General features: G+C 69.0%; 16 protein-coding genes and 1 pseudogene. 10 read left to right on the top strand and 7 right to left on the bottom strand.

Annotated elements, in window-relative coordinates:
- Positions 1–21: 21 nt before the first annotated feature.
- A complete protein-coding gene (locus KTR9_RS09090) occupies positions 22–525 on the top strand; it encodes a TspO/MBR family protein (protein WP_014926150.1) in 504 nt (167 codons plus the stop codon).
- Here the strand turns inward: KTR9_RS09090 and rocD are convergent.
- The gene (rocD, locus tag KTR9_RS09095; protein WP_044506336.1) at positions 508–1770 is read right to left on the bottom strand and encodes an ornithine--oxo-acid transaminase; all 1263 of its coding nucleotides are present in this window, start codon (positions 1768–1770) and stop codon (positions 508–510) included. The genes KTR9_RS09090 and rocD overlap by 18 nt on opposite strands.
- 97 nt (positions 1771–1867) lie before the next feature.
- Between rocD and KTR9_RS09100 the strand changes: the two genes are divergently transcribed.
- Together KTR9_RS09100 and KTR9_RS09105 are read left to right on the top strand one after the other, a co-directional pair.
- On the top strand, positions 1868–2314 hold the full coding sequence (locus KTR9_RS09100) for an Lrp/AsnC family transcriptional regulator (protein ID WP_014926152.1): 447 nt from the start codon (positions 1868–1870) through the stop codon (positions 2312–2314).
- Positions 2315–2564: 250 nt separating this feature from the next.
- On the top strand, positions 2565–3653 hold the full coding sequence (locus KTR9_RS09105; protein ID WP_010841814.1) for a 3-deoxy-7-phosphoheptulonate synthase: 1089 nt from the start codon (positions 2565–2567) through the stop codon (positions 3651–3653).
- 19 nt (positions 3654–3672) lie between these two features.
- Here the strand turns inward: KTR9_RS09105 and KTR9_RS09110 are convergent, their stop codons facing one another.
- The 4 genes and pseudogenes from KTR9_RS09110 to trhA form a co-directional block, all read right to left on the bottom strand.
- Entirely contained in the window at positions 3673–5241 is a 1569-nt protein-coding gene (locus KTR9_RS09110; RefSeq protein WP_044506339.1) for an alkaline phosphatase D family protein, read from the bottom strand.
- Between the two features lie 103 nt (positions 5242–5344).
- Positions 5345–6836 (bottom strand): annotated as a pseudogene (locus KTR9_RS09115) (PepSY-associated TM helix domain-containing protein).
- A gap of 93 nt (positions 6837–6929) precedes the next feature.
- On the bottom strand, positions 6930–7481 hold the full coding sequence (locus KTR9_RS09120) for a hypothetical protein (RefSeq protein ID WP_238554079.1): 552 nt from the start codon (positions 7479–7481) through the stop codon (positions 6930–6932).
- A gap of 59 nt (positions 7482–7540) precedes the next feature.
- Positions 7541–8209 (bottom strand): PAQR family membrane homeostasis protein TrhA, encoded by a 669-nt coding sequence (gene trhA / locus KTR9_RS09125; protein ID WP_010841818.1) that lies wholly within the window; start codon positions 8207–8209, stop codon positions 7541–7543.
- 156 nt (positions 8210–8365) lie between these two features.
- Between trhA and KTR9_RS09130 the strand changes: the two genes are divergently transcribed.
- The gene (locus KTR9_RS09130) at positions 8366–9148 is read left to right on the top strand and encodes an isoprenyl transferase (RefSeq protein ID WP_014926157.1); all 783 of its coding nucleotides are present in this window, start codon (positions 8366–8368) and stop codon (positions 9146–9148) included.
- A 30-nt stretch (positions 9149–9178) separates the two neighbouring features.
- On the opposite strand, the gene pdxR is transcribed toward KTR9_RS09130, so the two are convergent.
- Positions 9179–10645: a MocR-like pyridoxine biosynthesis transcription factor PdxR gene (gene pdxR, locus KTR9_RS09135; RefSeq protein WP_014926158.1), complete on the bottom strand. Its 1467-nt coding sequence runs from the start codon at positions 10643–10645 to the stop codon at positions 9179–9181.
- Between the two features lie 82 nt (positions 10646–10727).
- Here pdxR and KTR9_RS09140 point away from each other — a divergent pair, with 82 nt between their 5' ends.
- Positions 10728–11507 (top strand): SDR family oxidoreductase, encoded by a 780-nt coding sequence (locus tag KTR9_RS09140; RefSeq protein WP_014926159.1) that lies wholly within the window; start codon positions 10728–10730, stop codon positions 11505–11507.
- Entirely contained in the window at positions 11504–12013 is a 510-nt protein-coding gene (locus KTR9_RS09145) for a carboxymuconolactone decarboxylase family protein (RefSeq protein ID WP_044506342.1), read from the top strand. The genes KTR9_RS09140 and KTR9_RS09145 overlap by 4 nt, the downstream gene beginning before the upstream one ends.
- Here KTR9_RS09145 and coaA read toward each other — a convergent pair.
- Complete coding sequence (gene coaA / locus KTR9_RS09150; RefSeq protein WP_014926161.1) at positions 11985–12926, bottom strand: type I pantothenate kinase; 942 nt, start codon at positions 12924–12926, stop codon at positions 11985–11987. The two genes, KTR9_RS09145 and coaA, sit on opposite strands and share 29 nt — an antisense overlap.
- Positions 12927–13023: 97 nt before the next feature.
- On the opposite strand from coaA, the gene KTR9_RS09155 reads away from it, so the two are divergent.
- From KTR9_RS09155 to KTR9_RS09170, 4 genes are all read left to right on the top strand, one after another.
- The gene (locus KTR9_RS09155; RefSeq protein WP_014926162.1) at positions 13024–14259 is read left to right on the top strand and encodes a hypothetical protein; all 1236 of its coding nucleotides are present in this window, start codon (positions 13024–13026) and stop codon (positions 14257–14259) included.
- Positions 14260–14268: 9 nt separating this feature from the next.
- Positions 14269–15576 carry a serine hydroxymethyltransferase gene (gene glyA, locus KTR9_RS09160; RefSeq protein ID WP_014926163.1) on the top strand — a complete coding sequence of 436 codons (1308 nt, stop codon included), beginning with the start codon at positions 14269–14271 and terminating at the stop codon, positions 15574–15576.
- 43 nt (positions 15577–15619) lie between these two features.
- On the top strand, positions 15620–16486 hold the full coding sequence (locus KTR9_RS09165; RefSeq protein WP_014926164.1) for an acyl-ACP desaturase: 867 nt from the start codon (positions 15620–15622) through the stop codon (positions 16484–16486).
- A 352-nt stretch (positions 16487–16838) separates the two neighbouring features.
- Complete coding sequence (locus KTR9_RS09170) at positions 16839–18134, top strand: PhoH family protein (RefSeq protein ID WP_010841827.1); 1296 nt, start codon at positions 16839–16841, stop codon at positions 18132–18134.
- Positions 18135–18611 lie beyond the last annotated feature (477 nt).

The raw sequence follows: 18611 nt of genomic DNA on the forward strand, positions 1-18611 counted from the left end.
TCAGGGCGTAAGAGTGGAGTCATGCGCATCTCCACTCTTATCGGGACGTCACTCGCGACCGCAGCCGCGGCCGCCATCGGCAGTCTGGTGACCAAACCGGCGGTCGAGAGCTGGTATCCGAAGCTTGCGAAACCGTCGTTCGTGCCGCCCGACTGGGCCTTCCCGGTCGCGTGGACCGCGCTGTACGCCGACATGGCCGTGACGTCCGCCGCCGCTTTGGACGACCTGGACGAGAAGGGCGATCACGACCAACGACAGAGGTATCTCGCGGCGCTCGGTGCCAACCTCGTGCTCAACGGCGGATGGAGCTGGATCTACTTCGGCCGGGGTGCACTCGGAACCGCGTCGTTCGCGGCGGCGGCGCTCACCGTGAGCAGTGCCGATCTCGCGCGGCGTACCGCACAGAACAACCCGGCAGCAGGTGCCGCGCTGGCGCCTTACCCGGCGTGGTGCGCATTCGCCACCGTGCTCTCGACGAGCACCTGGTGGCTCAATCGTGGCCGGCGGTCAGCGACGGTCTCGTAGGGTCGCGGCGAATCGCTCCATCGCCCAGTCGATCTCGGATTCGGTGACGACGAGCGGCGGCGCGAGCCGCAGTGTCGAGTCGTGGGTGTCCTTTGCCAGCACCCCGCGCTCGGAGAGCCGTCGGCAGAAGTCCTTGCCGGTGCCCAGCGCGGGATCGAGGTCGATGCCCGCCCAGAGTCCGCGGCCACGCACAGCGACCACACCGTTCCCGACATGGTCACGCAGGCGTGCGTGCAGGTATTCACCCAGGTCGGCCGCCCGGCGCTGCCATGTCCCGTCGGACAGCATGTCGACGACGGTGTGGCCGACGGCCGCGGCGAGAGGATTGCCGCCGAAGGTCGATCCGTGTTCACCGGGGTGCAGGACGGCGAGGACGTGACGGTCGGCCACCACCGCCGACACGGGCAGCAGGCCGCCGCCCAGCGCCTTACCCAGCAGGTAGACGTCGGGTTCGACACCCCAGTGCTCCACCGCGAAGGTCCGCCCCGTGCGGCCGAGGCCGGATTGGATCTCATCGGCGATGAGCAGGGCATTGCGCTCGGTGCAGAGGGCTCGCGCGGCGGGCAGATAGTCGTCGGGAGGTACGACGACGCCGGCCTCGCCCTGGATGGGTTCGAGGAGGACACCCACGGTGTTCTCGTCGATCGCGGCGTCGAGCGCGGCCACGTCGCCGAACGGCACGCGCACGAATCCCGGTGTGTACGGCCCGAATCCGGTGTACGCCGCGGGATCGTCGCTGAACGAGACGATGGTCGTGGTGCGTCCGTGGAAGTTCCCGGTTGCGACCACGATCGTGGCGCGGCCGTCGGGTACGCCCTTGACGTCGTAACCCCATTTGCGGGCGACCTTGATCCCGGACTCCACCGCTTCGGCGCCGGTGTTCATCGGCAGGACCATCTCCTTGCCGCACAGGGAAGCCAGTGCGGCGCAGAAGGGTTCGAGACGATCGGACCGGAAGGCGCGGCTGGTGAGCGTGACCCGCGCGAGCTGATCGAGGGCGGCGGCGACGATGCGGGGATGGCGGTGACCGAAGTTGACCGCCGAATACGCGCCGAGGCAGTCGAGGTGACGGCGACCGTCGACATCGGTGATCCACGCCCCCTCGGCCGTGGCCGCGATCACCGGCAGGGGCGAATAGTTGTGTGCCACATGGGATTCGAGCGAATCTGCGGTAGATGTGTCGTCCGCGGCACCGGACGGGCCGACGCGGCCGGGTGTGTCGGCTGCAGGGCTCGTCATCGCCATGGATCGAGCGTATCGTCGGGTACTGGTGCAAACAATCGACGTATCTTGCGCATTCGCGCAACAGATCGTCGAACAGGGCCGGAAGGGGAGGCTTCTGTTGCGATCACTGGACGATCTCGACGAGCAGGTACTCGCATGTCTCACCCGGGATGCCCGCGCCACTTACCAGCAGATGGGCGAACAGGTGGGGCTGTCGGCTCCCGCGGTCAAACGACGCGTCGACCGCCTGGTCGCCGACGGCGTCATCCGGGGATTCACCGCCGTCGTCGATCCCCGGGCGATGCAGTGGACCACCGAGGCCTACGTCCTGGTCTACTGCCGCGGCAACATCTCGCCCGAACAACTCGAGGCCGCATGGGAGCCCATCCCCGAAGTCGTGAGCGCCGCGACCGTCACCGGTCAGGCCGACGCCATCCTGCGCGTCATGGCCCGTGACGTGCGGCACCTCGAGCAGGCTCTCGAACGCATCCGGCGCGCGGGCCCGGTCGATCGATCGGAGTCGATCCTCGTGCTCAGCGAGCTGATCGACCGGGGACACCCGTGAAAATCGGGGTGGCGAAACCCTGTGCTACTGTGGTCGCCGTGATCAGCACCGTGCGCGCGTATTGGCGCTTTATCGAGGCTCCGGGTGGGGCCACGATGACGCGTTGAACTGACGCACGCACGACACACCCGGAGCCCAGAGCAGCGACCAGACGGTCGCTGCTCTTGTCATTTGAGCGGGGCTCCGACCACACCCTGGGCATGCCTCGCCGCAACATCGACAACGGGCATGACCTCGAAAGGCACACGACGTGACCACCTTGCCGGACCTCCCGATCCGATCCGACGACAACGCCGAATCGACATCCGACCGCCGGATCCGGGCATTCCGTCCGATCCCCTCGCCCGACACCGTCCGCAGCGAACTGCCACTGTCGGCACGACGAGCCGTCGCCGTGCAACGCGACCGGGACGAGATCGCCGACATCCTCGCCGGACGTGACGACCGCCTGCTCGTCATCGTCGGCCCCTGTTCGGTCCACGACCCGATCGCGGCCATCGACTACGCCCGCCGCCTCGCGCCGCTGGCCGATGCCTACGCCGAGCGTCTCAAGATCGTCATGCGCGTCTACTTCGAGAAGCCGCGCACGACGGTCGGGTGGAAGGGTCTGATCAACGACCCCGGGATGGACAACACCTTCGACGTCGAGCGCGGTCTGCGCACCGCTCGGTCGCTGCTGCTCGACATCATCGACCTCGGTCTGCCCGTCGGCTGCGAGTTCCTCGAGCCGACGAGCCCGCAGTACATCGCCGACGCGGTCGCGTGGGGTGCCATCGGTGCCCGCACCACCGAGTCTCAGGTCCACCGTCAGCTGGCGTCCGGTCTGTCCATGCCGATCGGGTTCAAGAACGGCACCGACGGCAACGTCCAGGTCGCCATCGACGGCGTGAAAGCTGCTGCGGCCGAACACGTCTTCTTCGGAGTCGACGACTTCGGCAACGGCGCCGTGGTGGAGACCGCGGGCAACGAGGACTGCCACATCATCCTGCGCGGGGGAACGCGCGGCCCCAACTTCGACGCGGAGTCGGTGTCGGCGGCGGCCGAGGCGCTCGCCGCGGCAGGGCTGCCGGCCCGGGTCATGATCGACTGCTCGCACGCCAACTCGGGCAAGGACCACGTTCGCCAGGCCGAGGTCGCCACCGAGATCGCCACCCGCCTCCGGGCGGCCCGCGAGGCCGGTGAGCCCTCGACCGTCAGCGGCGTCATGCTGGAGAGCTTCCTCGAGCCCGGCGCGCAGTCGACCGAGGCCACCCCGCTGGTGTACGGCAAGTCCGTCACCGACAAGTGCATGGGCTGGGAGGCCAGCGCTCAGGTCCTGGCGGCGCTCGCGCGGGGCTGATCCCCGAAAGGACCGGGGTTCACACGACGTCGACTTCGGCGGTCGAGTCGGGGATCGTGATGAGCGCTCGACGGTGCAGCGTTCCCCGGGGCGACCGCACGGACGGCGTCACGCGGAACTCGGCCTCCCACCGGTCGGAGTGGATCCGGTTGAGCAGGTATCCGCGCTGTGAGTTGCCGAACCGGACGTGGGGTGAGGCCTCCTTCAGCCGGCGGTCGCCGTCGTCGCTGTCCTCCCCGTCGCCGCCCGAGGTGATCGACGTCGCGGCGAGTTCGACTCCGCGCACCGCTGAGTCATCGGTGTACGAGGTCCGGAGGTCGGCGACCACGCTGCGGTGGATGTCACCGGCGAGGGACACCAGGTTGCGCACGCCGCGGTCGGTGGCGCCGTCGAGTATCCGGGCGCGAGACGCCTCGTAGCCGCTCCAGCCGTCCATGCTGACCGCACGGGTCGAGCCGACGGTCCGGGCGAGGTCGGCCATCGGCACCTGCTGGGCGAGCACGTCCCAGCGGTGCCGTGAGGACGCGAAGCCGTCGAGCAACCATCTTTCCTGCTCGGCGCCGAGGATCGTGCGGGACGGGTCCGCGGTGTGCTGGTTCTGCCCGGTGTCGTTGTCCCCGTTGGCCTGATCGCTGCGGTGACTACGGGTGTCGAGGAGAGTGAGGTCGACGAGGTCGCCGAAACCCAGCCGCCGGTGCGCGCGCACCACGGTTCCGTTCGGCCGGGCCGTGACCCGGACCGGGCTGTTCTCCCACCACGCGCGCAGGGCGCGTGCCCGGCGCAGCGCGAACGGGACAGGCGGTGTGTCGTCCTCGGGAACCGCTGCGGCCCAGTTGTTGTCCACCTCGTGATCGTCGAAGGTGATCACGAACGGCGCCATCGCGTGAGCGAGTTGCAGGTCCGGGTCGGATTTGTACAGCGCGTACCGTTCCCGGTAGTCGTCGAGGTCGACAGCCTCCCGGGTCGACGAAAGAGGAAGCGCGGCAGTGGTTCTCGCGCCGCCCTGCGCGGGGATCGGCTTCTCGTAAATGTAGTCGCCGAGGTGGAGGACCACATCGGGCGCATGTGCGGCCAGGTCGGCGTAGGCCTGGTAGTAGCCGTCGGCCCAGTTCTGGCAGGTCGCCACGGCCAGCGTGAGTGTGTCGACGTGTGCGGAAGGTGCTGGTGCCGTGCGGGTTCGTCCGACGGTGGAGATCTCACCGAGTGCTCGAAACCGATAGAAATGATCGGCGGCCGGCGCGAGTCCGCGGACGTCGACATGCACGCTGTGTCCCCACTCCGGTGTCGCGTGGACGGTTCCCCGACGCACGATCCGGGTCATCGATTCGTCGGCGGCGACCTCCCAGTCGACCCGGACCGGCCTCGGCTCCATGCCGCCGCCCGGCGCGAACGGATTGCGCGACAGCCGCGTCCACAGCACGATGCCGTCGGGGAGGGGATCGCCCGACGCGACGCCGAGGCCGAACACGCCTGCGGACTGTGCCGGGGTGGGTACTGCCGGTGGCCTGCCCCCGAGGACGTCCGGACTGAACGCCAGACCTGCCACCAGCGCCGACCAGCCGAGAAATCGCCGTCGCGATGTGCCCATGACCTCACCCGACCAGGAGCACCTGACCTGGGTTCCACGCCCAGGCGGCGGGGACGTGATGGGAAGGTGAAGTCTGCGACCCACGACGTCCCCCCGGCCCCGGTTACGCCGACATACCGCTCTCCCTGCGCCGTTGGCGGATTCCGAGTGCGGCGTCGACCGCGAGGAAACCCAGGAGGCTGAGTCCCAGCAGCGGCACGAACCAGCCCACGACCACTGCGACCACGGCGACCGCGACGGCCGCGGGTGAGGACGCCCGGCGCAGCGCACCGCGAGCCGGGGGCCGGCCCACCGCGAGTGCCCCCGGAGCGTCGCGGCCGGCGCTGCCACCACATCTGATAGCCGCGGGCGATGAGGATCACCAGCGCCACCGCCAGGAGCAGGAGCGCGAGCTGGCTCACCCAGCCGAACAGGATCCCCATGTGCAGGGCGATACCCCAGGTGGTGAGTTTCGCGGCGAGCGGCCAGTCGGCGAACCGGGATTCGTCCACCACGACACCATTGGCGCCGTTCACCGCGATCGAGTCCTGGCCGAACTGCCAGGGTTGCCTCGTCTGCGCGACGGTGAACGCCGTGTCCGCGGTGGCGGGAATCGACACCTCGACCTCGCCGTCGACACCCGCACGTCGCGCGGTCTCGACGACACGGTCGAGCTGCGACACCGTTTCGCCGGACGTCGTCGGCACATCCGGTTCGTGGTCGCCCGGTGCACTGTGGCCCCCGTGGTCCCCGTGGTCCCCGTGGCCGGCAGGTTCCGACGGCGGCTCGGACAATGCGGTGTCGATGCCGGGGGTCGTCCAGCTCAGGGCGGTGCGAAGGTCGGAGACGTTGTCGCCCGCGTACTTCGACCACGTCAGTCCGGTCGCGGACAGGAAGACGAGTCCCACCGCGATCCACACGCCGATCACCCCGTGCCGGTTACGGGTGCGGGTGCGTCCGGTCGCCGACCGGTCCGCGGTGACCAGCTCAGCGAGGCGCCGCTCGCGCCGAGCGCGGAACGCCGAGATCCACAGGGCGAGACCGCCCAGGGCGATCACCCACAGCCAGGAGGCGGCGAGTTCGCTGTAGATCCGGCCCGGTTCGCCGAGATGGAGATTGCGGTGCAATTCGCTGAGCCAGGTCCGCAGCGGCAACGACGCACTGCTGCCGTAGGACACCAGCTCACCGGTCGAGTCGAGGGTCACCGGGTCGATGAACACGGCCAGGCGCTTCGACGCCCCCAGGTCCGGGTCGTCGAAGAGGACCCGGGTGGTGTCGCCGGTCTCGGTCGCCGGACGTACCGCGGACAATGTGAGGTCGGGGCGGAGTCGGACCGCCGCGTCGACCTGCTCGAACACCGGACGGGCATCGCCGGTGCTCTCGGTGTAGAGCTGGTCGCGGTAGACGACCTGTTCGACCGACGGGGCGATGGCGTAGAGCCCGCCCGTGATGGCCGCGACGACCAGGAACGGGGCGATGAAGATGCCGGCGTAGAAGTGCAGGCGTCGGAGCAACGGCTGCCAGACGGCCGGTGTGGACCGGCGGACGGGGGCGTCGCCGTCCTGGTTGTCGGCGGGGCGGGACAGGTTGGGTAAGGACACGTGTTGGCCTCTCATGCGGAAGACGGCACGCGGAATCGACCACGATCAGGTGGGATGGCAACCGCGCACCGGCCGGCCCGTCGGGATGACGGGTCGGCGGAGAATGGATCAGCGCGTGAGGGCCGGGGGGCCGCGGGTGTCGAGTGCGGCGATGGCGCGCAGCCGGGGCCGCGCGTCGTCGTGTGCCGAGAGAGGGACGAGTGCGGTGACGTCGTCGGCGGGTGGGTCGAGGACGGCCCGGATGAGCGCGACGATCGCGGTCAGGATGGTGAGGAGGGCCGGTTCGGCGATTCCGATCGCGGCGGCGGTGAGCAGTGTCGCGATCGCGTGCACGAGCAGCATGGTGTGGCTGGGTGCATGCGTGAGTGCCGCCGCGGCGGTGTGATGGCTCGACGAGGCGTCGAGTGCGGTGAGGGAGGCGTGCGCGAGCAGCTGCCCCGACGCGAGGAGTCCCATCGTGGTGAACCACCCGGGACGACGACGGGACGTCGCGCCGATCGCCCAGCCGAGTGCGGCGCACGCGGCGGTCATGATCAGAAGTGACGTCGTGGCGGGCAAGGACCCGGCCGCGAGGCCGTGCGCCCCCACCGCCGTGCTCGCCGACAGCGCGCCGACGACCCCACCGCGGAGGCGGTGGATGGCGCGCATGTCCGGGTTCACGCGAGGAGCATAGCGATGATCAACCGGCCCAGACCACGCGCGGTCATCGAAAGGGCAGGTCAGCCCAGTACGACGAGCCAGGCGGCGACGTAGTGCAACAGGGCCGCGACCGCGGTGCAGGCGTGGAACACCTCGTGGTGGCCGAAGGTCTCCGGCCACGGATCGGGCCAGCGCACGGCGTAGAGGACGCCGCCGACACTGTAGAAGACGCCACCGATGGCGAGCAGGACCATGACGAGCACGCCGGTCTCGCCCACGAGCGCCGGCGCGACGGCCACGATCACCCAGCCGAGCACGATGTAGAGGGTGACCCCGAGCCAGCGGGGCGCGCCGGGCCACACGATCTTGAGCGCCGCGCCGGCCGTCGCGCCCGCCCAGACGATGCCGAGGACCCACCAGCTGGTCGGCGAGGGAAGACCCAGGGCGCAGAACGGCGTGTAGGTGCCAGCGATGAACAGGAAGATCATCGCGTGATCGGCACGCTTCATACGGGTCCGGGCGCGTGCGGTCTTCCACGGGATCCGGTGATAGCCCGCGCTGATCGCGAAGAGTCCGAGCACGGTGACCGCGTAGACGGCGCACGGCACGACGGCGACCGGGTCGCCGACCGTCGCGGCGCCGATGACCAGGGCGAGCCCGGCGACGGCTGCGACGTAGGCCGAGTAGTGGTGGATCACTCCGCGCAGGCGTGGGCGGACGTCGGCCGGCGGATTCAGCAACGTGCTCACCGAACCTACGGTACCGTAACTTCACGCATCGGCGGCGTGACCGGCATGCACGGACGGAGTCACCCGGGCCGATGCGGGGGAATCAGCGGGGTGCGTCTCGGCGCGTAAGGTGTCCTGCGTGACACGAGGCCGACACGACGCCGGAACGACGCGACGATGAAGCTGCTGCCGGACCGGCTTCGACGACCCGTACTCTCCGTCTACGAACGCCGGCTCATCCAGCTCCTCGACACCGAGCGCCTGCCGCGGCACGTCGCGATCATCTGCGACGGCAACCGGAGATGGGCGCGCGAGGCCGGGTTCGAGGACGTCAGCCACGGACACCGGGTGGGCGCGCAGCGAATCGCGGACATGCTCGGCTGGTGTGCCGGCCTGGGCATCGAAGCCGTGACCATCTATCTGCTGTCGACCGAGAACCTCAACCGATCCTCGGACGAGCTGGACGCGCTCCTCGAGATCGTGCCGGACATCGTCGACGAGATCTCCGCGCCCGAGGGCGAGTGGCGGATCCGCATCGTCGGCACCCTGGACTCGCTGCCCGATGCGGTCGCCGGACGGCTGCGGGCGGCCGCCGAGCGCACCGCCGAACGGCGGGGGATGAACGTGAACGTCGCCGTCGGGTACGGCGGGCGGCAGGAGATCGTGGACGCGGTGCAAGCGTTGCTCGAGGAGAAGGTGACGGCGGGGGCGAGCGCGGCCGAGATGGTGGATGCGGTGACCGTGGAGGCGATCGACGCCAACCTCTACACCAAGGGCCAGCCCGACCCCGACCTCGTGATCCGGACGTCCGGGGAGCAGCGGCTGTCTGGATTCCTGTTGTGGCAGAGCGCCTATTCGGAGATCTGGTTCACCGACGCCTACTGGCCGGAGTTCCGCCGGGTGGACTTCCTGCGCGCCCTGCGCGACTACTCGGCGCGGAGTCGGCGGTTCGGCAAGTAGCTCCTGGCGGTGTCGGTCCCGGCCCGGCGGTCAGCGTGCGACGGAGTCGGCGAGCAGGCCGGTCAGTGCGGTGAGATCGGTGCCGAAGGTCGACGCCGCGGGGGTCCCGAAGCCGACCGCCAATCCGCCGGAGGGCAGCGGATCGGCGTCGGGATGGCGGAACAGGGACTGCCCGGTCACCGCGATCCCGCGTTCGTACGCCCGGTGCACGATAGCCCCCTCGTCGGCATGCGCGACGGGGATCAGCGCGTGCAGGCCCGCGGCGACGCCGGGCACCTCCAGGCCGATCCCGGCCAGGGCTTCCACCAGGGCGTCGCGCCGGGTGCGGTAGGCCTGTCGGCTGCGGCGGATGTGCCGGTCATAGGCGCCGGAGCCGATCAGCTCGGCCAGCGTCAGCTGGTCGACGATACTCGCGTCGGATTCGCGGAATCCCTTGCCGCGCAACACGGATTCGACCAGGTGCGCCGGGGTGGCGAGCCAGCCGGCGCGGACGGCCGGTGACAGGCTCTTGCTCAGCGAACCGGTGTGGACGACGACGTCGGGTCCGAGCGCCTGCAGCGCGCCGACGGGTTCGCGGTCGTAGCGGAACTCACCGTCGTAGTCGTCCTCGACGATGACGGCGCCCGACCGCCGCGCCCAGTCGACCACCTGCATCCGCCGGGCCGGCGAGAGGGCGACGCCGGTGGGGAACTGGTGGCTGGGGGTCAGCAGCACCGCGGAGGCCCCGGTGCGCTCGAGCTCGTCGATCACCATGCCGTCGGAATCGATGCGCACCGGCACGACCCGTGCACCACCGCGTTCGAGGGCGTGCCGATGGAAGGGCAGGCCGTGACTCTCGACGGCGATGACTTCGCCGATCACCGTCCGCGCCAACAACTCCAGCGCCGACAGGACCGAGGTGCCGAGGATGATCTGGTCCGGGGTGGTGCGGACCCCCCGCGTGCGGGCGAGGTAGCTCGTGAGCGTGCTCCGCAGCTCGATGCGTCCGCGGGGATGGGCCGGTCCGAAGACCACGTCCGGGGTTTCGGTGAGGGCGCGGCGGGTGGCGCGAATCCAGTCGTTGCGCGGGAACATCCCGGCACACGGGCGCCCCAGTGAGAAGTCGTGGCGCAGTGCGGGCAGCGCGGTGGAGGCGCCGGGATCGGGGGCCTCCGGTGGGCGCGCGGCACCCTCGGCGACCCTGGTGGCCGATCCCTGTCGAGCGGTCAGCCATCCCTCCGCGATGAGCTCGGAGTACACCGCCGACACGGTGCCGCGCGCCAGGCCGAGGTCGGCGGCGAGGGACCGGTAGGGCGGCAGTGCGGTGCCCGCCGGCAGACGACTGTCGAGGATCGCCGAGCGCAGCGCCTCGGTGAGGGCCCGGCGCCGTGTGGCACCCCGCCCTCGGGCACCCGCGCCGGGATCGGGCTGCAGATCCAGGAAGAGGTCCGCTCCGAGCCGTTCGGCGACTTCGGCCCACGGATCGGCCACCGTCGAATTGACCCGTTTTTCTGCCATCGGATTGGACCACTTTCTTGAGCTAATTGCGGCCTAGCCTAAACCCGGAACAACGAGATGTCCGTCCTTGAGGAGGAACGAGATGAAGATCGTGGTCGTGGGCGCCAGCGGTGTACTGGGGAGTCGGGTCGCCGACCTTCTCGTCGAGCGTGGGCAGGAGGTGGTGCGCGCAAATCGCGCGAGCGGCGTCGACGCCTACACCGGAACCGGCCTTGCGGCGGCGTTCGACGGTGCCGACGCCGTCGTCGACTGCCTCAGTCTCCTGACGTTGAAGGCCGCGGAGGCGATCGACTTCTTCGAGACCACGGCGACCCATATCGGGCGCGCCGCGACGACCGCGGGCGTCAAACACGTGGTCGTGGTGTCGATCGTCAATGCCGACGTCCCCGCGGTGAATGCCAAATTCGGTTATTACCAGGGAAAGGCGGCCCAGGAAGCGGCCTACGCGAAGGTCGTGGACCCCGCCGCGCTCACCGTCCTCGCCTCGGTGCAGTGGTTCGAACTCGCCGAGCAGATGATGTCGAGGATGAGATTCGGTCCGGTCGCCGCGGTGCCCAGGCTGCGCTGCGCCCCGGCGGCCGTTGCCGACGTGGCCGTGGCCGTTGTCGACGAGGTGACCGCGGGACCATCGGGCAAGCGGAAGGTCGAGATCGGCGGGCCGGTGGAGATGGACCTCGTCGATGTCGCGAAAGCGGTTGCCGCGCAGACCGGCTCGCCGCGCTGGGTGCTGGGCGTCCGGTTCGGCGGGCCGGCGATCCGGGGCGGCGGGCTCGTGCCCGCTCATCCGGACGTGGTCACCACGACGACGCTCGACGGGTGGCTGGCCGGTCGTGAGCGCGCCCGGGACGGAGGCCGGCGATGAGCTCCGGCACCCGACCGGCGACGAGAATGTGGATACCGCAGGACAACCCGTCCGTCTACAAGGCTCTCGTCGCACTGCAGCGGGCAGCGTCGGCCGGCGTCGACCCGGAACTCGCCGAACTCATCGTGATCCGGGCGTCGCAACTGAACGGGTGCGCATACTGTCTGCACATGCACACCTCCGATGCCCTCGCCAAGGACATCGACACGCACAAACTGATGCTCATCGCCGCGTGGCGCGAGGCCGGTCCGGCGTTCACCCCCGCCGAGCGGGCCGCACTCGCACTCACCGAGAGTGTCACGCGGATCGGCGAGCACGGCGTTCCCGACGACGTGTTCGACTCGGTGCGTGCACATTTCGACGCCGCCGAGACCGGTCAGCTGGTGGCCTCGATCGTGATGATCAACGCCTGGAATCGCATCGCACTCGCCGGGGCCTACCCGGCCGGACTCGACGAGCGCCGAGCCGCGTCGTCAATCAGAGCTTCCGCAGACGCACCCGGTTGATCGAGTGGTCGTGATCCTTGCGGAGCACGAGTGACGCCCGGGGCCGGGTGGGCAGGATGTTCTCGATCAGGTTCGGGCGGTTGATCGAGGTCCACAGATCCCGTGCCGCGGCCGTCGCCTGCTTGTCGGTCAGCGACGCGTACGCGTGGAAATGCGAGTCGGGGTTGGCGAACGAGGTCGTCCGCATCTGCAGGAAGCGGGAGATGTACCAGGACTCGATGTCGTCGATCTTGGCGTCGACGTAGATCGAGAAGTCGAACAGGTCCGACACCATCAGCGTCTCTCCGGTCTGGAGCACGTTGAGGCCCTCGAGGATGAGGATGTCGGGCTGGCGCACATAGTGATAGACGTCGGGCACGATGTCGTAGGCGAGGTGCGAGTACACCGGCGCGGCGACCTCGCGCGCACCCGACTTCACCTCGGTGACGAAGCGGAGCAGCGCCCGGCGATCATACGACTCGGGAAACCCCTTGCGGTGCAGAATGCCCCGGCGCTGCATCTCGGCGGTGCGGAGCAGGAAACCGTCGGTGGTGATAAGGTCGACCTTGGGGTGTGACTCCCATCGGGCGAGGAGGGCGGCGAGCACACGTGCCGTCGTCGACTTCCCGACCGCGACGCTGCCGGCGATCCCGATGACGAAGGGCACCTGACGGTTGGTCTGCCGCTCGCCGAGGAAGGTGGAGGTCGCGGCGAACAACCGTTGCCGCGCAGCGACTTGCAGGTGGATCAGACGCGACAGCGGCAGATAGACGTCGGCGACCTCGTCCAGGTCGATCTGCTCACCGAGGCCGACGAGTTCGGCCAGTTCGTCCTCGTTGAGGACCAGGGGCATGGACTCGCGGAGTTCACGCCACTGCCTCCGGTCGAGTTCCAGGTAGAGACTCGGATCCCGATCGGTGGCGTTGCGGGCCATCAGGGCAGCTCCGCCGATGTCGGATCCGCCGCTCCCGGAGTGATCATGCGTACAGCTTAGGGCGGCGTGGAACGGCGTCGATCGGTAGCCTGCCGATATGCCGTCCTCGCCCGTCGCCGACGCCGCCACCACCCCCGACCCGCTGGTGACCGAGTACCTCCGACTCGGGCTCGGCTTCGACCGCCTCGAACGGGGCTTCGTCGACGCCTACACCGGCGATCCGGCACTGAAAGCAGAGGTCGAGAACGGCCCTGCACCCGATCCCGTCCGGCTCGCCGAACGTGCGCGCGGCCTGCTCGCCGACCTGCCCGGCACACTCGACGCGGCGCGCGCCGAGTTCGTCGGCGCCCATCTGCGCGCCCTGGAATGCTCGGCCCGCAAGTTCGCCGGCGACGAAGTCGGATTCGTCGACGAGGTCCGCGCCTACTTCGACGTCGACATCGAGATGGCCGACCCGGACCGATATCGGCAAGCGCACGCCGACCTGGCGCAGGCGCTCGGTGTCCCGGGCGCGACGGGTGACGAACTCCGTAACGCCTACGCCGCGCACCGGCGCATCGACGAGGTCCCGCCGGAGCGGGTCGACGAATGCGTCCGCACGTTCAGCGGTGCGCTCCGCGAACGAGTTCGATCGGCATATCCGTTGCCGGACAACGAGATCGTCGAATTCGAGGTCGTGACCGACAAGCCGTGGTCGGGATTCAACTACTACCTCGGGAACTACCGCTCACGCGTGGCCATCAACGCCGACCTCACGCAGTACATGTCCTCCCTGCCGGCCCTCATCGCACACGAGGCCTACCCCGGACATCACACCGAACACTGCCGCAAGGAACAGCTGCTCGTCGGCGCCGGGCAGTCCGAGCAGTCGATCTTCCTGGTCAACACCCCGCAGTGCCTGATGGCCGAGGGCCTCGCCGACCACGCCCTCGCCGCGATCGTCGGTCCCGACTGGCAGTCGTGGGCCCAGGAGATCTACGCCGACCTCGGGCTCCGCTTCGACGCCGAGCGCGCGATGAGCGTGGGTCGTGCCACCGCCGGACTCCTGCCCGTCCGCCAGGACGCCGCGCTCATGCTGCACGACCGCCACGCCGACGCCGACGCCGTCGCCGAACACCTCCGGCGCTGGCTCCTCGCCCCCGAGGAACGGGCCCGGCAGATGCTGCGATTCCTCACCTCACCGCTGTGGCGCGCGTACATCAGCACCTACGTCGAGGGCTACCGGTTGCTCGAGCAGTGGCTGGACTCGGCCGCCGACCGCGCGGCCGCCTTCGGACGCCTGCTCGACGAGCCACTCATCCCGGCGAGCCTGCGTCGCGAACTCGGTGCCTAGAATCGGGGCATGACCGCGAACCCGTCATCCGTGAACTCGATGTCCCTGGCCGAGGTCGACCCCGACGTCGCCGCCGCCATGAACGGTGAACTCAGCCGCCAGCGAGACACCCTCGAGATGATCGCCTCGGAGAACTTCGTGCCGCGCGCGGTCCTGCAGGCCCAGGGCAGCGTGCTCACCAACAAGTACGCCGAGGGATATCCGGGACGCCGCTACTACGGCGGCTGCGAGTACGTCGACGTCGTCGAGGACATCGCCCGCAACCGGGCGAAGGAACTGTTCGGTGCGGACTTCGCGAACGTGCAACCGCACTCGGGTGCCCAGGCCAACGCCGCCGTCCTGCAGGCCCTGATGGAGCCGGGGGAGACCATGCTCGGTCTCGACCTCGCCCACGGCGGTCACCTCACCCACGGCATGCGCCTGAACTTCTCCGGCAAGCTCTACGAGAACGCCTTCTACGGTGTGAGCAAGGAAGACTTCCGCATCGACATGGACGAGGTGCGCAAGATCGCCCTCGACGTGAAGCCGAAGGTCATCGTGGCCGGCTGGTCGGCCTACCCCCGCACCCTCGATTTCGAGGCCTTCCGCGCCATCGCCGACGAGGTCGGCGCCCACCTCTGGGTCGACATGGCGCACTTCGCTGGTCTCGTCGCCGCGGGACTGCATCCGTCGCCGGTGCCGCATGCCGACGTCGTGTCCTCGACCGTGCACAAGACGCTCGGCGGACCGCGCTCAGGGATCATCCTCGCCAAGCAGGAGTGGGCGAAGAAGCTGAACTCGGCGGTGTTCCCCGGTCAGCAGGGCGGGCCGCTGATGCATGCGATCGCCGGCAAGGCCGTGGCCCTCAAGATCGCCGGCACCGAGGAGTTCGCCGAGCGCCAGCGCCGCACCCTGTCCGGGGCGAGGATCCTCGCGGAGCGTCTCACCGGATCCGACGTCGCCGAGGCCGGCGTCTCGGTCCTGACCGGCGGCACCGACGTCCACCTGGTGCTCGTCGACCTGCGGAACAGCGCCCTCGACGGTCAGCAGGCCGAGGACCTGCTCCACCAGGTCGGCATCACCGTCAACCGCAACGCCGTGCCGTTCGACCCCCGCCCGCCGATGGTCACGTCGGGTCTGCGCATCGGCACCCCGGCGCTGGCCACCCGCGGCTTCGGCGACGAACAGTTCGCCGAGGTCGCCGACATCATCGCCGGTGCGCTCGCCGCCGGCGACGCCGCCGATGTCTCGGCGCTGCGCGGGCGTGTGTCCAAGCTCGCTCTCGACTTCCCGCTCTACGAGGGTCTCGAGGAGTGGGGCCTCATGAGCCGGATCTGACCTGGATTGCCCGGCCGGGTCCGGCGTCCGTATCCTTTCACCGATGAACGCCCTCACTGAAGACGACCTGATCATCGCGCTCGAGAAGGCTCTTCCCGAGATCGCCGAAGACCACCAGTCAGCCGCGAGTCCGTGGAATCCGCACGACTGGGTGCCGTGGGACGACGGACGCAACTTCGGGTTCCTCGGCGGCAAGGACTTCGACCCGTCCGAGGCCTTCCTGTCCGACGAGGCACGTGCGGGGCTGCTCGCCCTCCTGCTGACCAAGGACAACCTGCCGTCGTATCACCGGGTGCTGGCCAAACACTTCCCGGCCTTCTCCGACTGGCGGCAGCTCGTGGGCGTGTGGACCGCCGAGGACAACCGCCATGCCATCGTGCTGCGTGACTACCTCGTCGTCCGGCGCGCGATCGATCCGGTGGACGCCGAGGAGCGTCGCCGCATCCATGTGACCCAGGGCTACCGCCAGGTCCCGGAGCAGATCGACCCGCTCGGTCCGCTCGACGTGCTCGCGTTGATGGCCGTGCACGAGAACCAGTGTGTGCATTTCGTCAAGCGGCTGTCGGCGGTCGCCGGTGACGACGCGCTCGTCGAGATCCTCACGAGGATCGCGGCCGACGACCAGGGACAGGCCACCACCTTCGGGGCGTTCCTCAACGCCGGGATCGTCGCCGACCAGGACGCCACCGTCCTCGCGATCGACAGCGCGCTGGCGCTCGACGAGCCGATCGGCCACGACATCGCCGACTTCGACGCCGAGCGCGCACTCATCGCCGACTACGAGAACGGCGAGGTGAAAGCGGCCATCGCAGCGACCCTGGCCGACGCGGTCAGGCTCGACACCGTCTCGGGTCTCGGTGACGAGGCTCAGGCCGCGCGCACCCGGATCCTCGCGCGCGCCGGACGCTGACCCGCCCACCGCGAGGGCGTCGCGACCGTGAACACGGCGCCACCAGGACGACGAAAGTCCTGGTGGCGCCGTGTTGCGTCTCCACTCCAGACGATACGGCGGTTTACCCACAATTCACGCCGACACACCTGATCCCGGCGCGCCGCCACGGATTTTCGCGCGTACGTTGGCCAGTGACGGACCGCGGGGAAGCGGTTCGTTCGGGAGGTTCACATCGTGGTTTGTGCGAGCAACGCGAGGGGGCCGGCCCCGGTCCTCGTCCACCTCGGCTGACGCCGGGACATCGGACAACTGGACCGCCGGTCGACCAACACCGGTTTGTGCGGGTGCCGCACGAACGTAGGAGCCCCACGTGACCACACGCACCTACGTCCTCGATACCTCCGTGCTGCTGTCCGACCCCTGGGCGGTCATGCGCTTCGCCGAACACCACGTGGTGTTGCCACTGGTGGTCATCAGCGAACTCGAGGGCAAACGTCACCACCACGAACTCGGTTGGTTCGCGCGTGAGGCGTTGCGCATGCTCGACGACATGCGGCTCGAACACGGACGACTCGACCTGCCGCTCGAGATCGGCGACGACGGCGGCACCCTCCAGGTGGAGCTCAACCACACCGACCCCGCGGTACTGCCCGCCGGTTTCCGCACCGACTCCAATGACTCCCGCATCCTCGCCTGCGCCCTCAACCTGCGTGCCGAGGGCAAGGACGTGACGCTGGTGTCCAAGGACACGCCGTTGCGTGTGAAGGCCGGCGCGGTGGGGCTGGCCGCCGACGAATACCACGCCCAGGACGTCGTCGTCTCGGGGTGGACGGGGATGACCGAGCTGGATGTCGAGACCGCTGCGATCAACACGCTGTTCGCCGAGGGTGTCGTCGACATCGACGATGCCCGGGAGCTCCCGTGTCACACGGGAATCCGGTTGCTCAGCGCCACGTCGAGTGCGCTCGGTCGCGTGAACTCGGACAAGCGGGTGCAGTTGGTTCGCGGTGACCGGGAGGCGTTCGGGCTCCACGGACGGTCGGCAGAGCAGCGCGTCGCTCTCGATCTGCTCCTCGACGACAGCGTCGGGATCGTGTCGCTCGGCGGCAAGGCGGGGACCGGAAAGTCGGCGCTGGCGCTCTGCGCGGGACTCGAAGCGGTCCTGGAGAGGCGCACCCAGCGCAAGGTGGTCGTGTTCCGTCCGCTGTACGCGGTCGGCGGGCAGCAGCTGGGCTACCTGCCGGGTAGTGAGTCGGACAAGATGGGCCCGTGGGCGCAGGCGGTTTTCGACACCCTCGAAGGGCTCGCGTCCCCGGAGGTCATCGACGAGGTCTTGAGCCGCGGGATGTTGGAGGTGCTCCCTCTGACGCACATCCGCGGACGGTCCCTGCACGACTCATTCGTCATCGTCGACGAGGCGCAGTCCCTCGAACGCAACGTGCTGCTGACCGTTCTCTCGCGATTGGGGTCGGGATCGCGAGTGGTCCTGACGCACGACGTCGCCCAACGCGACAACCTCCGGGTGGGCCGGCACGACGGTGTCGCCGCGGTCATCGAGAAGCTGAAGGGCCACCCGCTCTTCGCGCACATCACGCTCACCCGTAGCGAACGGTCGCCGATCGCCGCCCTCGTGACCGAGATGCTCGAGGAGTTCGCGCCCCAGTAGGTCGGCACTCGTCCAGGTATCGGTAATTCTGCGGTGCACCAGATTTCGCCGGATACGCGAAGGCCGCGTCGCTCACCCGAGAGGGGGAGTCGACGCGGCCTTCGGTGTCGGATCAGGCGGTCGGCGGTTCGATCGGGGTGAAGTCGCGGAGCGAATTCAGGAGGTCGACGATGGCGGTGAGCAGTTCGACGTTCTCCAAGGATGTCATTGTTCTCCCTTTTATCGAATGGCTATCCGGTCGACGAGCGCCTTGATCCGGCACTGTCATTTGCGACACTAATGATTTGCTGACAAACGCGCAAACAAAGATCGCGGAATTTTCGGGTCTTTTGCTTAATGGTTTCGTGAAACGTCTATTGCCCTGCATCGCGAAATATGACAATCACCTGTTTTCGTATCGGGAAATCCGGGGCGACACCGCCGGATCCCGGTGTGTCGCCGGGGCCGGCCGACACCCGATCCGAACCGCACCGTGAC

The organism is Gordonia sp. KTR9 (assembly GCF_000143885.2).
In the GTDB taxonomy this organism is placed as follows: Bacteria; Actinomycetota; Actinomycetes; order Mycobacteriales; family Mycobacteriaceae; genus Gordonia.

Excerpts from the sequence above, each read along its gene's own strand:
- glyA (WP_014926163.1), top strand. The coding sequence starts at position 14,269 with ATGACCGCGAACCCGTCATCCGTGAACTCGATGTCCCTGGCCGAGGTC.
- rocD (WP_044506336.1), bottom strand. The coding sequence starts at position 1,770 with ATGGCGATGACGAGCCCTGCAGCCGACACACCCGGCCGCGTCGGCCCG.
- KTR9_RS09140 (WP_014926159.1), top strand. The coding sequence starts at position 10,728 with ATGAAGATCGTGGTCGTGGGCGCCAGCGGTGTACTGGGGAGTCGGGTC.
- KTR9_RS09130 (WP_014926157.1), top strand. The coding sequence starts at position 8,366 with ATGAAGCTGCTGCCGGACCGGCTTCGACGACCCGTACTCTCCGTCTAC.
- pdxR (WP_014926158.1), bottom strand. The coding sequence starts at position 10,645 with ATGGCAGAAAAACGGGTCAATTCGACGGTGGCCGATCCGTGGGCCGAA.
- KTR9_RS09145 (WP_044506342.1), top strand. The coding sequence starts at position 11,504 with ATGAGCTCCGGCACCCGACCGGCGACGAGAATGTGGATACCGCAGGAC.
- coaA (WP_014926161.1), bottom strand. The coding sequence starts at position 12,926 with ATGGCCCGCAACGCCACCGATCGGGATCCGAGTCTCTACCTGGAACTC.
- KTR9_RS09110 (WP_044506339.1), bottom strand. The coding sequence starts at position 5,241 with ATGGGCACATCGCGACGGCGATTTCTCGGCTGGTCGGCGCTGGTGGCA.
- KTR9_RS09090 (WP_014926150.1), top strand. The coding sequence starts at position 22 with ATGCGCATCTCCACTCTTATCGGGACGTCACTCGCGACCGCAGCCGCG.
- KTR9_RS09165 (WP_014926164.1), top strand. The coding sequence starts at position 15,620 with ATGAACGCCCTCACTGAAGACGACCTGATCATCGCGCTCGAGAAGGCT.
- KTR9_RS09155 (WP_014926162.1), top strand. The coding sequence starts at position 13,024 with ATGCCGTCCTCGCCCGTCGCCGACGCCGCCACCACCCCCGACCCGCTG.